At 40.3% G+C, this 15,215-nt stretch carries 10 protein-coding genes; 1 reads left to right on the top strand and 9 read right to left on the bottom strand.

Annotation, left to right across the window (positions count from 1 at the left end; genetic code table 11):
• Positions 1–150 precede the first annotated feature (150 nt).
• The 8 genes from ACFSGI_RS07755 to leuC form a co-directional block, all read right to left on the bottom strand.
• Positions 151–2,013: an ABC transporter ATP-binding protein gene (locus tag ACFSGI_RS07755; RefSeq protein WP_204823580.1), complete on the bottom strand. Its 1,863-nt coding sequence runs from the start codon at positions 2,011–2,013 to the stop codon at positions 151–153.
• Positions 2,006–3,838 carry an ABC transporter ATP-binding protein gene (locus ACFSGI_RS07750; protein WP_204823579.1) on the bottom strand — a complete coding sequence of 611 codons (1,833 nt, stop codon included), beginning with the start codon at positions 3,836–3,838 and terminating at the stop codon, positions 2,006–2,008. The genes ACFSGI_RS07755 and ACFSGI_RS07750 overlap by 8 nt, the downstream gene beginning before the upstream one ends.
• Positions 3,839–4,222: 384 nt before the next feature.
• Entirely contained in the window at positions 4,223–7,933 is a 3,711-nt protein-coding gene (locus ACFSGI_RS07745; protein WP_204823578.1) for a dynamin family protein, read from the bottom strand.
• Positions 7,934–8,183: 250 nt separating this feature from the next.
• Positions 8,184–8,462, bottom strand: coding sequence for an NAD/NADP transhydrogenase alpha subunit (locus tag ACFSGI_RS07740; protein WP_204823577.1), 279 nt, complete (start codon positions 8,460–8,462; stop codon positions 8,184–8,186).
• A gap of 16 nt (positions 8,463–8,478) precedes the next feature.
• Positions 8,479–9,192, bottom strand: coding sequence for an endonuclease III (nth, locus tag ACFSGI_RS07735; RefSeq protein ID WP_204823576.1), 714 nt, complete (start codon positions 9,190–9,192; stop codon positions 8,479–8,481).
• A gap of 322 nt (positions 9,193–9,514) precedes the next feature.
• Positions 9,515–10,942 (bottom strand): N-acetylmuramoyl-L-alanine amidase, encoded by a 1,428-nt coding sequence (locus tag ACFSGI_RS07730; protein WP_204823575.1) that lies wholly within the window; start codon positions 10,940–10,942, stop codon positions 9,515–9,517.
• Positions 10,943–11,211: 269 nt separating this feature from the next.
• The gene (leuD, locus tag ACFSGI_RS07725; RefSeq protein WP_204823574.1) at positions 11,212–11,814 is read right to left on the bottom strand and encodes a 3-isopropylmalate dehydratase small subunit; all 603 of its coding nucleotides are present in this window, start codon (positions 11,812–11,814) and stop codon (positions 11,212–11,214) included.
• Positions 11,815–11,831: 17 nt separating this feature from the next.
• Complete coding sequence (leuC, locus tag ACFSGI_RS07720; protein ID WP_204823573.1) at positions 11,832–13,253, bottom strand: 3-isopropylmalate dehydratase large subunit; 1,422 nt, start codon at positions 13,251–13,253, stop codon at positions 11,832–11,834.
• Between the two features lie 244 nt (positions 13,254–13,497).
• Between leuC and ACFSGI_RS07715 the strand changes: the two genes are divergently transcribed.
• Positions 13,498–14,421, top strand: coding sequence for a LysR family transcriptional regulator (locus ACFSGI_RS07715; RefSeq protein WP_204823572.1), 924 nt, complete (start codon positions 13,498–13,500; stop codon positions 14,419–14,421).
• A gap of 130 nt (positions 14,422–14,551) precedes the next feature.
• On the opposite strand, the gene ACFSGI_RS07710 is transcribed toward ACFSGI_RS07715, so the two are convergent.
• Positions 14,552–15,079, bottom strand: a complete 528-nt coding sequence (locus ACFSGI_RS07710) for an NAD(P)H-dependent oxidoreductase (RefSeq protein WP_204823571.1) — start codon at positions 15,077–15,079, stop codon at positions 14,552–14,554.
• Positions 15,080–15,215: the final 136 nt, after the last annotated feature.

Genomic DNA, 15,215 nt, shown 5'->3' with positions numbered 1-15,215 from the left:
AATTTCCGACGAATTACTTTTTAAACTTTACAATGTGATGACACTTTCTATTCTCTTATCTAATGAGCAAGATTGCAAGTCACTTTATCTAAATTTTTTGACAATTCTCGTATAATTCGTGATTTCGAAGCTTATTTAAGTCGAAAATTGTCACAAAAAGCGGAATTGCGCTTCAATCAAACCATTGTAAATGCCTTGCTTTTGAATCAATTCAGCATGGGTTCCTTCTTCTTTGATCTGTCCATGATCCAATACAACGATATGATCTGCATGACGAATCGTAGATAGACGGTGAGCAACGATAAATGAAGTTCGTCCTTGAAGCAATACTTTCAGCGCTTCCTGAATACGTAATTCTGTCTCGGTATCGATACTGGCTGTCGCTTCATCCAAAATCAAAATTCTCGGATCAGCAAGTAAGGCGCGGGCAAACGATAACAATTGACGTTGTCCCATTGATAACACATTTCCGCGTTCTTCTACTTCTGTATCATATCCTTTGGGAAGCTTCTCAATATACGCATGAGCATGCACAGCTTTGGCGGCATTTTCAACTTCTTCATCGGTTGCGTCCAATCGTCCGAAGCGAATATTATCTCTAATCGTACCCGAGAAAATAAACGTATCTTGAAGCACAATACTGATCTGTCCACGTAGACTTTCCAGTGTTACATCGCGGATATCATATCCATCGATCTTAATACTGCCGCTTTTGATATCATAGAAACGGCTTATCAGGTTGATGATTGTAGATTTTCCTGAACCGGTATGACCTACCAATGCAATAGATTGACCGGCTACGACATTCAGATCAATTTCGCGTAACGCAGGACGATTCGGTTCATATTCAAAAGTCACTTTATCAAACACAATATTGCCATGGATTCGCGGAATCGGCTGTGCACCAGGCTTATCAGCGACTGAAGGCTGTTCATCCATAAATTCAAAAATACGTTCAGACGACGCCATCGCTACAAGCAACTGATTGTACATATTGCCTAGACGGTTAATCGGGTCCCAGAAGTTCCCTACATAACTTGCAAAAGCAACCAGTGTACCGATCATAATCTCTCCACTAGCGATCAAAGTCGCTCCATACCAGAACAGAATCATCGATCCAAGTCCACCGGTAATCTCGATCAACGGGCCAAACGATTGATTCAGTGCAGATGCTTTGTCCCATGATTTTTTACTAGATGCGTTCATGTTATCAAAGTACTTCATATTTTCTTTTTCCTGTGTATAGGCTTGTGTCACACGAATACCTTGAATCGATTCATTTAAATGAGAATTGATACGTGAATTTTTCATCCGTACTTCTTGCCATGATAAACGAATAATTTTGCGTAATTTGGTGGATACGAAGAACATTAACGGCACAGTCAACATGACTGCCAATCCTAATTTCCAATTGATTAACAGCAAAATAACAACGATTCCTAGCAATTGAACACAGTCGATCATGACGTTAACTGCACCATTTGTAAATAAATCTTGCAAAGAGTTCACATCATTCGTAACCCGTACCAATACAGAACCGGCTGGACGTTTATCAAAAAATGAAAACGATAAGCGCTGAATATGACTGAATAGATCTGAACGAAGATCGTAGATCACTCGCTGTCCAATAATATTCGTGTATTTGATCCGGTAAGCATTGGCTGCCCATTGAATAAGATACAATCCTAATGCTAATGCGGTGAGTCCATAGAGCAAAGTTAGACTAGGAGCGCCTGTAACAGGTTGAATAGCTTTATCAATCGCTACTCCTGTGATATAAGGAACAGCTAATTTGGTGACTGTACCTAGAACCATCATTAAAATAATAAAAGGCAATAATTGCTTGGCATAAGGCTTAATATAACCAAATAATCGAGCAAATTGTGACCAGTTAAATGCTTTATCAATCAGTTCATCATCTTGATAAACAAATCGATCTTCAACACGTGTGATAGCAGAAGAAGATTGCTTTTGTTGTTCTTTCAACGATTCTTTGGCTGAAATATTACTCATATGTTCTCACCTGCTCACTATGTGTATCACTCTGGATATCTCTTTGATTCTCATCAGGAGAAAGATAGAGCTCGTCTGCGACTCGAAGCCGTTCGATATGATCTGCATATTGGACATGATAAATATCTTGATATGCACCAGGTATATCAATTAATTGTTCATGCTTACCACGCTGTACTACCCGTCCTTCTTCTAGCACCAGAATCTCATCGGCATGTCGTAATGAAGAAATACGGTGAGCGATAATAAAGGTAGTTCTGCCTTTCATCACTTCTTGAAATCCTGATTGAATCTCATGTTCTGTCTCCATATCTACCGCACTGGTAGCATCATCCAGAATCAGAATTTTCGGGTTTTTAAGTAACGCCCGAGCGATAGCAATCCGCTGTTTTTGCCCGCCGGATAGTCCCATACCTCGTTCTCCTACAAGCGTATCGTATCCTTGAGGCAGTTCCATAATAAAATCATGCGCTTTGGCAAGCTTGGATGCGCGAATAATATCATCCATTGTGACTTCATTCATCCCATAAGCGATATTATTTTTGAGCGTTGATGAGAATAGAAATGTTTCTTGAAATACTGAAGCGATCTGAGAACGCAAATCTTCGATTCGAATATCTCGAATATCAACTCCATCTAATTTGATACTTCCTTCACTCACATTGTATGCACGCATAAGCAACTGAATAATCGTTGATTTACCTGAACCTGTTCCACCTAATAAGCCAATAACTGATCCTGGAGGCGCATCCAAATTAATATCTACGACAGCAGGCAATTGATTACCATAAGTAAATGTCATATGTTCAAATGTGACATGACCTTTCACTTCATGGATATTCATATGACTGGTTGTATCTTTATCTTTGACATCTACGTGCTGATACAATATTTCTAAAATACGTTCGGTGGAAGCTTTGGATTGCGTATAGTTATTAATATGAAATCCAAGCCCCCACATGGGCCCGATAATATACCAGATCAGTGTAAAAAACGCGACCAGTTCCCCTAGTGTAAGCGAACCATTAATGACTAATGTTCCTCCAAAACCAAGCAAAATCACAATACAGACAGAAGCCAGTAATTCCATCACCGGAAAATAACGACTCCATAGGGTAGCTGCATGAATCTGATTGGTACGATAACGTTCATTACGAACAGCAAATTTATCCACTTCATGAGGTTCACGAGCAAATGACTTGACTGTTCGTACACCTGTAATATTTTCTTGAACTGCTGTTGTTAAAGAACCTAAAGCAAGTCTCATTTCTTGAAAAGCAGGGTGAATACGAGATTCAAATTTGAGAGCGACAAAAACAAGAAAAGGGATTGATATCAGTGTGACGAGTGTCAGTTGCCAGTTGATTGAAAACATGACGATTGAACCAAAGATCACCATCATAAATACATTCAATAACTGAGCAAATCCAAAACCGATAAAGTTACGAATCGCTTCCAGATCACCTGTCAGACGTGACATTAAATCGCCTGTCTTTGCCGTATCATAATAACGGAAGGATAAAAATTGTAGTTTTTCGTAGCAAGCATTGCGAAGTCGATATGCAATATAATTACCAAGACGTCCTCCAAAAAAGCCATGTAAAAATTGCATAATTCCTTTCAAAATAGCGACACCAAAAATAGCTAGTGCTAGCATCGGAACTTGATCAAATCGCCTCAGCTTGATCACATCATCAATCAAAATTCTAAGTAGATTTGGATATACCAGTCCGAGCGCGGTAGCGGTTGCAAGACATAAAATAGAAAGGTATAAATAACTCCTTTTACTGCGATAGTAGTCATGCAATTGCTTGAGAACGTCCATGTGTCTCCCCCTTTGATTCTCTCGTGGATGATTAGCATAATGAAGCTTACCACCGTCCTCCAAAGCCCGCAAAGCGGATACATGTTCGTTTATCGTCAATGTCCTTAAATTTATGCCATAATTTAGACATAAACCGTCAATTTTAATGAAATAATGCAAAATACTACGGTTCACGACCATTTGGTAAAGTAAGTCAAGTTTTGTAAACTTGTTTATGCAATAATTTGGTAAAAGCGTTATCATTGCCGATCATTTATTCTGTATTTATTTTCACAAGTATAATAATAAGGAAATAATAGATACATAAAAAAAGAACGCCTATCTTTTGATAGCACGTTCTTTCTGGTAATGATCTAAGATTCATATGACTTTTCAGTCTATTCTTTATAAATCATAAGCTTGTTTGATTCTAGTTGCGTCTTCTACCGACACCGTATGAATTAATGTATCTAGATCACTTGCTAATGCTGACCAACGGTCGGCGCTAACGTCTGTTTGTAACGATGCTTCTGTTCCTTCCACCCATTCTGCGATTTGACGCTGCATATCGTCTGCTGCTTCTTGTAATCTTTCGTTTAGACCAACAATATAATATTGTGACAACTGTTCACGTTGTTGCTCTAACATAGTAGCGATAAGCTGATCTAATCGTGCTGATACTTCTTCGCGAAACTTTTCACGTCCACCTTGTTCAAAGAAATATCGAGGATTACGGAACAGCGACCAGAGTGACTTCCAATCCAGTACATCTGCTATTTTCATTTGTGCTAATTCTGGTGTCTGCCATTTGGTCAATTCCGGCTTAGACAACGTCAAACCTGCGGCTGCCGCTTCTGCTTCACGTCCATACACTTCTAATCGTTCACTTACTACTCGCTCAGAAGCTTTTTCCATACGTAACGTTGTCGCTAGTACTTCCTGTTCTAATTCTGTTGATAAACGGCGTAATAGCTCTCGTCCACAAGCAGCAAAATCTGCTCTGAGATCAGGTGATTCATTATTCAGCAACGAAGGATTAAAGATTTCAGGCATCCAATCTAGCGCCTTCAAGCGTACCCGTTGACGAACATGGAATAACAATTCGCCACTTTCTTCTTGAATCCGCCGATCAGGTTCTGTCTGGAACATACGCATAGCTGCGGCATGAGCTGCCGCTCGTTCTTGAACCAATTGTTGCATCCGTTCGACACGATAAGCTTCTCCGCGCTTCGCTGCATCTTCCCATGTGAGTACTGTTTTGCGTACCCGTTCAACTTCGTCATAAGCCGCTTGAATCGCAAGTCCTGCTAATGTCTCATCAGCAAAGCTTGTAAAATGCTGTTGGAATTGCCTGAAGCCATCATCATGTCCTTGAATCGCTCTACGACTCGATAATGCGTAGATATTCGGCTTGCGAATACCTGTTGTATTTAACTCATGAACAATACGTTCCACCACTTGATTTTTTTCTTCTTCTGAAGAAGCAAGATCAGACGCATTGACTACAAAAAACATATTATCTAAAGCAAGACTGCCTTTAACACGTCCTAATTGCTCTAACAACTGACGATCTCCATGTGTAAATGCATGATTATAATACGTTACAAATACCAGTGCATCTGCTGACTTCATATACTCAAAAGTAACGCCAGTATGACGGGCATTGACGGAATCGGCTCCCGGTGTATCTACCAATACCATTCCTTGAGCGGTCAATTCGCAATGATAATACAGATCGATGCGACGTACAAAGCAAGATTTTGTTTCTTCCGATACAAATCCTCTAAATTGATCCAATCCTATTTTCAGTTCCTGTCCAAGCAAAGGTTCGGCTTCTTGCCAGCCTGCCGCCGCTGCGATCACAAAATTATAATGAGCGCGTGCAGATGGATGAATCCGGGCAGGAGATAAAGAAGCTATCTGTTTACCCCAATCTTGCTCTAACATCATCTCAGGCAATCCTAATAAGCGAAAAGCACCGCTAATATCTTCTTGCATTTCGGTTCTGCTTTTCATAAATACTTGAGCTGTGCCATGATCATACTCACCTTCAGGTGCCATAATCTGTGTAATTGCAGCCGTCATCGGATGCGGAGAAACAGGAAGAACTGCTTCTCCTAGCAAAGCATTTGCAAATGACGACTTTCCTGCGCTAAAAGCACCGAATAAAGCAAGCGTAAATTTACCATTTTCCATAACATGGGCACGACGGCGCAGTTCGGTAGCCGGTAGACTTAATCCCTTGATATGTTCAATCATGTCAGAAGCTTGACGTAATTGCACTGCTGTTTGTAAAAGACGCTCTTTGCGATGAGAAGATACTGTATTCCGTTTCGCTGGTGCTGGTGCACTATCTGGACTATTGCTTGCGTCTTTGTTTATCCCAAAAGTATTGGTTGATGGTGCTGCTGATACTTCATTGTGACTTGCTTGTGTTGTATTGATCTGATCCGCAGATAAAGCTTCGGTAGACTCTTCTTGAATGGCAGGTAGCCACTGTGCTTGAAGTTGTGCACGCGCAGGCAACAACTGACGTACTGCTTGATCGTTTTGGTCTTTTTGCTGTTCTAATTGCTGTTGATGCATCAAGGATTGATATCGTTCAGATAATTGATCACGTTCTTGCTGTAACGTTTGCTGTTCCGCTTCTACTTTGGGTTGCAATTGCTCAAATAGACGCTCTATTGCATCCAGGGCAGCACGACGATAAATAGCAACTGTTTTTTCACGTAAAGCACGCGTGTAGTTCAGTACATATTCGCCTGATATCGCAACATCTGAACCTGCACCTGCTTCAATATCACGTTCTGTAATCTGTGGCAAAGAAGACGTTAACAACGTTTCTTGTTCTTCTGTCCATAGCTGTTGTTCTTGACTCCATCCACGCAATAACCCACGTACATGAACATCTAGATTAGCAGCAACTTGCTCGCGATAAGCTGTCAAAAATGTAGACTTTCGTTGCGCGCGCTCTTGCGCTGTTTTGTCTTTTGAAGCGAAAAATCCTTTTTTGAATCCAGGGCGTTCACTTTCCAGATAAAGTTGAGCAAGATCGCGTACAGGTGCAGGCGTAATATTGGCTTGATCGACCAGACGTCCAATTTCCCAGCTCCATGACTTGCGATAGTCTTCAATTTTATTCTGCGCCGTAACGATCTGTTGCTCAAATTGCCCTAATTGAGCATTTAATTGTTCTACTGTCATATCGTCATGAAGTTCATCTTCGGTAATTGATTGTTCTTGTTCATTATTCATTTGAGCTTGCAACCATTTGGTATGCTCTTCTGCTAATTCCCAGATCGCTTGAGACAAGCTGTACATCCGTAACGGCTCACGTTCTGTAAGCAATTCACCGATAACTGTACGCAGTCGTTCCAGCTTACCATGACGATGCTGAGGCTCCTGTCTCGATACATAAAGAATACCTGCTGGCTCAATACCCCGTCCTGCAAAAGACTGAGCTACACCACGCTGATAGTCAGCAAAAGGTAATTCTAGATCATCATGTTTATCGATTTGATTGACGATCAAATATAACGGCTTCCCTCGTTCAGATAATGTTTTGGCAAAAGACAGATTAGTTTCGGATTGAACATGATTGTAATCCATCACATAAAATACAACGTCAGCACGATGTAAAGCAGAGTACGTAGCCGCTTCGTGCGCCGCATCTGTCGAATCTACACCTGGTGTATCCAATAATACTCCATGAGCGCCTAGAAGCTTAATATCGTCCCATAGATCGACAGATTCGTACTCACCGCCATTTTTGCAATATTCATCTAATTCATCTAATCCTATTTCAAATGAAGGTTCTTGATTATTCAAATGTACAATCGCACGCGGTTCACCATCACGTATAGCTGCAATATTGGCTGTAGTCGGAATCGGGCTTGTTGGTAATACCTGCTTGCCACATAACCAGTTCATCAGACTGGATTTACCTGCGGAAAAGTGTCCACAAAAAGCAAGCACCAATTCTTCAGAACGGTGCTTCTGGATTAAGTCTTGTGCTTTGTTAGCAGCACCTGTATTGCCCTGTTGTTGCAGTGTTAATTTTAATTGCTCTAATATATGATCGAACGAATCTTTAGTTGGTGGTGTAATCGCTTGCATCAGTATGCCCTCCATCATGCATGATCTCTGCTCAAATGTATTTTGCTGATATTGTACCATTGTGATGCACCTGCTGTAACTATTGGATTATAAGGTCGCTGATAATAAGCGCTACCACAGACTTATCCTGTTCTTCTGTAACGATTATAAAAAAGGCTTTTTACGAATAGCATCTATAGTAGTCGATCAGAAGATCGTATAGATGCTTTCATAAAAAGCCTTATTAGAAAGCTATTATGCTATCGCTGCATTAGATAACGCTAGCTTCTTTTTCTGCAACAGGAACTAGAATTTCAAACAATTTACCATGTTGCAAAATAGTAATCCCTTTACCTTTGTCTTTCATCACAACAACATCGCGTTTTTGTGCCATACGCTCGATATAGTAATCAGGTACATCACCAGAATAGTTAACAGTAATACCGTCAACTTCTTTTTCTTCGTTTTCAGCCAATTCTTCTGCTACCACTTGCTCAAAGATATCAGAAAATTGTTCAAAATTATCAGTGTATACGGAAATGCATTTCATAACGTTCGACCTCTTTTTATGTTGTAGTGTTGTTTTTCTTTACTGATTTTGAGATTTTAGGTTTGACCTTTTTCTCTTTAATCACTAAAGACGTTTTCATTCTTTTTTTGCCTTCACGACAAATGTCCAGTAGTGGACATACCTGACAAGCAGGATTTTGAGCTTTGCAATGATACCGTCCGAAAAAAATAAAGCGATGATGACTAATCGTCCATTCATCTCGCGGTACACGCTTGTTCAGCTTGTTTTCCACTTCGGTTACATTGTCTTTCCAGTTTGCGAGTCCTAGCCTTTTGGATACACGTTCAACATGAGTATCTACTGCAAAAGCCGGCACATCAAATGCATTGGATACGACCACATTCGCTGTCTTGCGTCCAACTCCTGGAAGCTGTACAAGCAGGTCATGTTCACTAGGTACTTCTCCACCATATTTTTCAATCAGAATCTGGCATAAATTTTGAATATGCTTCGCTTTGTTGCGATACAATCCAATACGCCGTATATCCTGTTCCAATTCTTCAAGTGGTACAGAGATATAATCCTGTGGTGTGTGATATTTCTGAAATAAATCTGCCGTCACCTTGTTGACTGTCGCATCTGTGCATTGTGCCGAAAGCAGTACAGCAATCGTCAGTTCAAACGCATTGTTATGATTAAGTTCGCAGTGCGCATCTGGGAACATGCCAGCGATGGTATCTAAAATATGTCTCACTGTAGTGGCATTCATTAGTATTCCTCCTGCAAAAAACCGCCTGTCCACGGCATTTTCCGCGACTCAGACGGTATCGTCTCACTGTACCTGCATGATAGGGATTGCTGCGTCTAGCATTAGATCTCGTACCCAATCTTCAATGACAATACAATTCGTATCTTAACATGTTCTGTGACGAATTGCACGCATCGTTTACATGAATTTTCAGTAATTTTTTACTTACGTCAACAAATCGTTAAAAGTTATCTATGATTTATTTTTTTCTCCAAAACAAAAGATCAGTCATCTATGGAATAGACCCCATAGGACTGATCTTTTGGCACGTCTGGATTTTCTTTTAAGATACACCTAGATATTCTTTGATTCCTTTAACGACACCTTCAGCAACCGCTTGTTGTCTGGAAGCATCATTCATTTTAGCTTCTTCGGATTTATTACTGATAAATCCAACTTCTAACAATACCGCAGGCATGGTCGTTTCGCGAATAACATGGAAGTTACCATATTGTACACCGCGATCTTTAAAGCCTGTAGCAGCCACAAGATACTTGTGAATCGTCTGTGCTAGCTTTTTGCTATTGCTGCGTTGGTAATATGTTTCTGTACCGGAAGCCGCAGAAGAACTACTGCTGTTCGCATGAATAGAGACAAATAGATCTGCATTCAGCTTTTCAGCTACTTTGACACGTTGTTTCAATTCAAGGAATGTATCATCTGAACGTGTAAGCACTACATCAATATTTGGATCTTGTTTTAAAATAGCTTCTACTTTCAAAGCTACTGCAAGATTCAAAGCTTTCTCACTGCTTACCGAACCGATAGCTCCTGGATCTTGATATCCATGCCCTGCATCAATAACGACTACTTTTTTACCATCGTTTCCTACAGAAGATCCAGTTTGTGTTGTTCCTTCTGTCGTTGTTGGAACAGTAGGCTTCGTTGTTGTGCCATTGTCTGGTGTCAGATCAACAATCAACAATCCATTGCCTTCGTTAAAGACTTCGTAATTTTGCTTGTTGTTCAGATCAATAACGATCCGAACCGAAGATGGATCTGTGCTGTACTGTGAGTAACGAATTTGAGAAACTTTATCATTGTTCTCGACAGCAAGCGTTTGAATTTGTCCTGCACTTGCAGATTGACCAAATCCTCCACCAAAATCAGAGTTAGGCAGATCGATTACAATCCGGTTAGGTGAATCCATTTTGGATACTTTCGGTGTTACGTTTTTGTCCAGTGTAACCAGTAAGCGGCTTTCACTAAAACTAATACCGTTCACCAGTGCAAGACCGTTCTCGGCGTTTGATCCTGATTCCGAAGTCGTTCCTCCGCCGGTGCTCGTGCCTGTTGTTGCCAACGTGACAATTTTGTCGCTGTTATTCCAGTTTACTTTGATCCCCATCTGTTCACTAACCAGACGAATCGGTACTAATGTTGTTCCATTTTGAACAACTGGTGCTGTATTCAGCGTGTACGCTTGGTTATCAACAGAAGCTGATTTTTTGCCAATATTCAATGTGATTGATTTGCCTTCGCCATCAATCGCAACCTTACCATCATCTTGATTCCAGGTTACTTGATAACCAAGTTCTTGAGAAATCACACGAATCGGCACCATCACCGAACCATCAATATTCTGCACATCTTCCGGAATACTAAGTTGCTGTCCATCTAGTACAACACGTGTGTTCGTGGCAGCATCACTGATGTGGGGAAAGGACCACATAAACGCAAACAAAAATAACAAAAAAGCAAATTTCTTCATTCTTCACCCCTACCATTCCCGTTTTTTATTACCGAACTTCTTGTACGGCTCCTACCGGTTTTCACATACAACCAGACGATTTATTAGACGCTTAACTTTATCAAAAGTTGCGAGTCTTTTACAATCTTAACAGAATGAGCGCGAGCTTTCCTTAAATTTAAAAATGTTACGTCAATGTAACCTTAAAATTTAAAGTAAATATAGCAAAATAAAAATGCACAACCCGCTGTCATAAGTACTATCGACAGGGTTATGCATTTTTTTAAGAATTATACGAATAAATGTTGAGCTTTGTTTTTTTCGTAAGCTGTAATATCAGCTTCATGTTGTAACGTTAGACCGATATCGTCCAGACCTTGAAGCAAGAATTGACGACGATGCTCATCCAGATCAAAATCGATCGTTAGACCGTACTCATCAGATAGTTGTTTGTTTTCCAAATCGACTTTTAAGCGGTATCCTTCATGATCGGCTGTACGTTGGAAAATATCCTGTACTTGCTCTTCAGATAATTTGATTGGTAAAATGCCATTTTTGAAACAGTTGTTGTAAAAAATATCAGCAAAGGATGGTGCGATAACACAACGGAATCCGTAATCCATAATCGCCCACGGTGCATGTTCACGAGAAGAACCACAACCAAAGTTGGCACGAGAAACAAGTACAGAAGCGCCTTCGTAACGTGGTTTGTTCATTTCGAATTCTTGATTCACATTTCCTGCTTCATCCCAGCGCCATTCGTAAAATAGAAATTGTCCAAAACCAGTACGTTCGATTCTTTTCAAAAACTGCTTGGGAATAATAGCATCTGTATCTACATTCACGCGGTCTACCGGAGCCACGATACCGTTTAATTGTTTAAATTCTTCCATCGATAATTACCCCTCTCCTAGTTCAACACTTCTGATTTGAAATTCCAGTCACGTACATCTGTAAAGTGTCCTGTAATCGCCGCTGCTGCTGCCATTGCTGGAGATACAAGATGCGTCCGTCCGCCACGTCCCTGGCGACCTTCAAAGTTACGGTTCGATGTAGAAGCACAACGTTGTCCCGGTTGCAATACGTCAGGGTTCATTGCCAGACACATACTGCATCCTGCTTCACGCCATTCAAAGCCTGCTTCTTTAAAAATAACGTCCAAGCCTTCTTTTTCCGCTTGAATCTTCACGCGTCCCGAACCTGGAACAACAATAGCTGTCAAACGATCTGAAACAGTGTATCCTTTTGCTACAGCCGCCGCTGCGCGTAAGTCTTCTATACGTCCATTTGTACAAGAGCCGATAAATACATAATCGACTGGAATTTCAGCCATCGGTGTACCTGGAGCCAGATCCATATATTCAAGCGCTTTTTCAGCAGCTCTACGTTCATTTTCAGTTGTGAAATCAGCAGGGTTCGGTACAGAAGAAGTAATATCAGTACCCATACCCGGACTTGTTCCCCAGGTTACTTGTGGAATCAAAGCATCGACATCAAATTCAAGTACAGTATCATACTCTGCACCTTCATCGGTTGTTAATTGTTCCCAGCGTGCCACAGCTTCTTCAAATGCTGCCCCTTGCGGCACATATTGACGACCACGAAGATATTCAACTGTTGTTGCGTCTGGTGCGATTAATCCTGCTCTTGCGCCACCTTCAATAGACATATTACATACAGTCATACGTTCTTCCATCGTTAAATCACGAATCGCCTCACCTGTATATTCCAATACATAACCTGTAGCAAAATCTGTACCGTATTTTGCAATAACGCCCAAAATCATATCTTTAGCGGTTACACCCGGTTTGCGTTTGCCATTAAAACGAATTTCCATCGTTTTGGACTTGGATTGTTGTAAACATTGTGTTGCCATAACGTGTTCTACTTCACTTGTTCCGATACCGAAAGCAAGAGCTCCAAAAGCACCATGAGTCGATGTATGGCTATCTCCACATACGATCGTTTTACCCGGATGAGTCAGACCCAATTCTGGCCCCATAACATGGACAACCCCTTGATCGATTGTATCCAGATCGAACAATTTCACACCAAAGTCAGCACAGTTCTGGCTTAGCGTATCAATTTGTTGCTTGGAAATAGGATCTTTGATATTAAAACGATCGGTTGTCGGTACATTATGATCCATCGTTGCAAATGTTAATTCAGGACGACGGACTTTGCGATTGCTTAAACGTAATCCTTCAAATGCTTGCGGAGACGTTACTTCATGGACTAAATGTAGATCAATATACAAAATACTTGGTTGATTTTCTTGTTGAAAAATAACGTGATTATCCCAAATTTTCTCATACAATGTTTTCTTACTCATTATGTTCACCCCATCATAAGATTCGCACTAAGTCAATGAACATTCTCTTGCAGCAAATGATGATGGCTGCAATGAAATCTTGGACCTGAGAATGAAGCACCGCTTTATATTGAATCTAATATAACATTACGTGCTATATTGTTCCAAGATATAATAACTATAGAAGTTATAGGCTATACTTATAAGTGTATTTTGATTAAAATAGATGTATAAAAATAATAGATGTACGAAGGAGCAACAGTATATGGAACTTAGACAACTGCAATATGCACTACAAATAGCTGCTGAACGTAACTTTTCGCGCGCAGCCGAGAAACTACATATCGCTCAACCTTCACTTAGTCAGCAATTATCCAAATTAGAAAAAGAATTAGGTGTGCTTCTTTTTCAGCGTAATACCAGTACAGTCGAATTAACACATGCAGGTACTAATTTTGTAGAACAAGCTCAAAAGATTATCGATGCGGTAGAACAGTTGCGTCAAGAAATGGCAGACATTTCCCAATTGCAAAGTGGACGTGTCGTTGTCGGTAGTATGCAGATTACCGGTTCCCATCTGCTTCCTCATGTATTGCCTGCTTTTCGTGCTGCTTATCCTCAGATTGAAGTGATCTTGATCGAAGATACTTCGCTGAATCTAGAAAAGTTAACAGCCAGTGGTAAAACAGACCTCAGTCTACTAGCTCTCCCTCTTACCGAGCCTTCCCTCACCTATGAACCGGTAGGTGATGAATTAATTGATCTTGCTGTACCGCCTAATCATCCATTAGCTCAGCGATTTGCCAATGGTGATCATCGACCTGTGGAATTGAAAGAATTAGAACATGAACCTTTTATCGTACTCAAAAAAGGACAAGGTTTCCGCAAAATTGTATTCGATGTTTGTAAAGAAGCAGGGTTTGAACCACAAGTCGTTTTTGAAAGTAATAATATCGAGACGATCCAATCATTAGTGGCTACAGGAATGGGCGTTACATTTGTTCCTCATTATATAGCGCGGTCAAGACGGGGTGAATTTTTACCGGTTTATCTGCCGTTAGCAGAACCGATTCCAAGTCGCACACTGGTTATAGCACGTCGTAAAGGAAGATATTTATCCAAAGCGGCTGAAGCATTTGTCAATACGTTTAAAGAAACGATGATTAATGTAGTCCACCCTGAACAATAACATAAGGAAATGCCGTCTATGCATTCCCTTATATTTTTATTTCTATATAACAGATATAACGTGTGATAAATGGGATGTACCATGTGTATTCCTATTATGTTTGTATTGTGGTAGCAAAAATAGATTCTTTTTAAATATGTTGTAGAAAATGAATATACTCTTGAGCATTTTTTTCAATACGTACTGGGGTCGATTCATGCTCTGCACTATAAAAAGCCGTAAATCCTTGATAAGAAGCATGAATATAATCGAATGTCATTTCAAAAGGCAGCAAAATCTGTTCTAATGTATAGCGATATTTACCATCAGGCTGGTAATCTGCTTCACTAACACCTACGCTCACAGCGATAGCAACTTTGCGATTGGTAAATGATTTTCCTGTTGAACCGTATGCCCAACCATATAACAGTACTTCATCTAACCATTTTTTCAGCAATGGTGGGCAATTGAACCAGTACAACGGAAATTGGAAAACGATATGATCATGCGCTTCGACAAGTGCTTGTTCTTGCTCGACATTTATGATTTCATCAGGATAGACTTTGTATAGTTCGTGAATAGTAAATTGATCAGGATACTTTTCCAGTTCTTGAATCCAACGTTTATTAATTACTGAATCTTGCATATGAGGATGCGTTATAATTACTAATGTTTTCATATAAACCTCCATTAATGTTTAGCTTGGTTGGACTTGCTAGGCTTATTGTATGATGGATCGCTACAACAAAAAAGTACGCACTTTAATGTTAGATACTCACCTTAAAGAAAGTATGTAATGCCCGAAAGGAGAATTG

Origin of the sequence: Paenibacillus nicotianae (assembly GCF_042681745.1) — a bacterium.
GTDB lineage: Bacteria > Bacillota > Bacilli > Paenibacillales > Paenibacillaceae > Saccharibacillus > Saccharibacillus nicotianae.
The sequence above is the reverse complement of the archived record's forward strand: the minus strand, read 5'-3'. Positions and strand labels throughout refer to the sequence as shown.

Excerpts from the sequence above, each read along its gene's own strand:
- ACFSGI_RS07740 (WP_204823577.1), bottom strand. The coding sequence starts at position 8,462 with ATGAAATGCATTTCCGTATACACTGATAATTTTGAACAATTTTCTGAT.
- ACFSGI_RS07755 (WP_204823580.1), bottom strand. The coding sequence starts at position 2,013 with ATGAGTAATATTTCAGCCAAAGAATCGTTGAAAGAACAACAAAAGCAA.
- leuD (WP_204823574.1), bottom strand. The coding sequence starts at position 11,814 with ATGGAAGAATTTAAACAATTAAACGGTATCGTGGCTCCGGTAGACCGC.
- ACFSGI_RS07730 (WP_204823575.1), bottom strand. The coding sequence starts at position 10,942 with ATGAAGAAATTTGCTTTTTTGTTATTTTTGTTTGCGTTTATGTGGTCC.
- nth (WP_204823576.1), bottom strand. The coding sequence starts at position 9,192 with ATGAATGCCACTACAGTGAGACATATTTTAGATACCATCGCTGGCATG.
- leuC (WP_204823573.1), bottom strand. The coding sequence starts at position 13,253 with ATGAGTAAGAAAACATTGTATGAGAAAATTTGGGATAATCACGTTATT.
- ACFSGI_RS07710 (WP_204823571.1), bottom strand. The coding sequence starts at position 15,079 with ATGAAAACATTAGTAATTATAACGCATCCTCATATGCAAGATTCAGTA.
- ACFSGI_RS07745 (WP_204823578.1), bottom strand. The coding sequence starts at position 7,933 with ATGCAAGCGATTACACCACCAACTAAAGATTCGTTCGATCATATATTA.
- ACFSGI_RS07715 (WP_204823572.1), top strand. The coding sequence starts at position 13,498 with ATGGAACTTAGACAACTGCAATATGCACTACAAATAGCTGCTGAACGT.
- ACFSGI_RS07750 (WP_204823579.1), bottom strand. The coding sequence starts at position 3,838 with ATGGACGTTCTCAAGCAATTGCATGACTACTATCGCAGTAAAAGGAGT.